Origin of the sequence: Nocardioides sp., from assembly GCF_031422975.1 — a bacterium.
Taxonomy (GTDB): domain Bacteria; phylum Actinomycetota; class Actinomycetes; order Propionibacteriales; family Nocardioidaceae; genus Nocardioides.
This window is the reverse complement of sequence record NZ_JANPEO010000601.1, coordinates 1-1,657: the sequence shown is the minus strand read 5'-3', so window position 1 is coordinate 1,657 and position 1,657 is coordinate 1. Positions and strand designations below refer to the sequence as shown.

General features: G+C 68.1%; 2 protein-coding genes. Both read right to left on the bottom strand.

What is annotated here, in order from left to right; translation table 11 throughout:
- The coding region (locus RMO85_RS17875; RefSeq protein WP_310530070.1) for an N-acetylmuramoyl-L-alanine amidase at positions 1–1,225 on the bottom strand (1,225 nt) is incomplete at its 3' end.
- A gap of 216 nt (positions 1,226–1,441) precedes the next feature.
- Positions 1,442–1,657, bottom strand: a 216-nt coding sequence (locus tag RMO85_RS17870; protein WP_310530069.1) for a hypothetical protein, incomplete at its 5' end; no start/stop codon positions are given.

Here is a 1,657-nt window from a genome sequence, read left to right as displayed (position 1 = left end):
CCGTGCTGCCGGCGTCGCGGTGACCGTTGATCGCCGCGAACGTGGACCTGCCGACCTGCTGGGCGGTCGAGGCGGGGTTGACGCCGTTGAGGGCGAGCTTCCAGGCGAACAGCGAGCCGTACGCCCGCAGCATCACGTCGGACGGTTCGACGACGTCGAAGTTGCCGATCGCCGACATCGCGAACGAGTAGTCGTTGTAGCCGAGGGTGTGCGCGCCGACGACGTTCTTGTCGACGCCGCCGTAGCGGCCCTCCCAGATGCGACCGAACCGGTCGACCAGGAAGTTGTAGCCGATGTCGCTCCAGCCGCGCGACTTCACGTGGTAGGCGTAGATGCTGCGCATGATGCCCGGCACCTGCGCCTCGGTGTAGTCGTTGGCGTTGACGGTGTGGTGCACGAAGCCCGCGCTGACCGTGCCGTAGCGCAGGGACGACTTGTTGCGGATCGACTCGTCGGCACCCCACTGGGCCCGGCTGTAGATCGTCGGCATCGCGGGCGTGGTCCGGGCCGCCTGCAGCGCCATGGCGCCCTCGCCACGCTCCTTGAACGCGTCGTCGTAGGACGTCTCGCCCTGTCCGGGGTTCTCGGCCGGGGTCTCGGTCTCGGTGTCCTCGGCGGTGCCGGGCTCCACGACGGCCAGCTTCAGGTCGGCGGGCAGCGTCGTGGCGTCCTTGCCGTCGACGGCGGCCTTGACCTGGACCTCGTCGACGTCGCCGATGATCAGCGGGTCGGTGCCGGGGCGGGCACGGGCTGCCTCTGCGCTGTCGGCGTCGGGGCCGTGGTCGTCGTGGTAGGCGATCGTGGTCCAGTCGCTCCACGCGCCATCGCGCTGCGTGCGGACGAGGACCTCGATGCCGTCCTCGCTGATCTGTTCGCCGTGCGCCCAGGTGACACCGACGGCGCCGTAGCCGGTGATGGCCTGCGGGCGGCTGGTGACGTGGGTGGCAGAGATCGAGCCGCGCATCAGCGTCGAGCCCGCGAGCGAACGGGCGTTGCCGGTCCGCGTGGTGAGGGGGACCTCGGTGACCTCGGACTCCACCGCCGCTGTCGGCACGGTGGCCGAGGCCAGCGCGCCCGTCAGCGCCGGAGCCCCGGTCGGCGCCGGGTGGGCGCCCACGATGTCGAGGGACAGCACACCTGCCGCCGGAGTGAGGACAGCAAGGACCACACCGAGGGCCAGCAACTGCTGGCAGGCGGTGATGAAACGGGCTTGAACAGGACTCATATTTGTCTACTCCAGTGCGCGGGGAAGGTCACACAGGAAGCAACAATCACACCAGTCACTCTGGTTCGCTAGCGTTCGTGAGTAACTACAACGTTGTAATTTCCACTCGCCACGCCGATGACTTCACGAAATGTCAAGTTTCTCCCCCGAGTCGGCGCAAATCCGCCACCGAGTCGGCCCAACTTGGCGCCCGAGTCGGCGCGAAGGACCTTGACATCAGTACACGAACCGCCGGCGGCGTACGGCGAAGGTGTCCCGCGCTCGCTGGTAGCCCGCTCGGAGTCGCGCATCTGCATCCTGCCCGGGACCGAAAAGGTTCGTGTGGTCGAACTCGTCGATCTGATAGCCACGACACGTCTCGAGCCACTCGACGCGCTCGGCATCGCGAGCCACCGCCTGCGGCGTGGTGTGCCAGCGACGTCCTGCGTACTC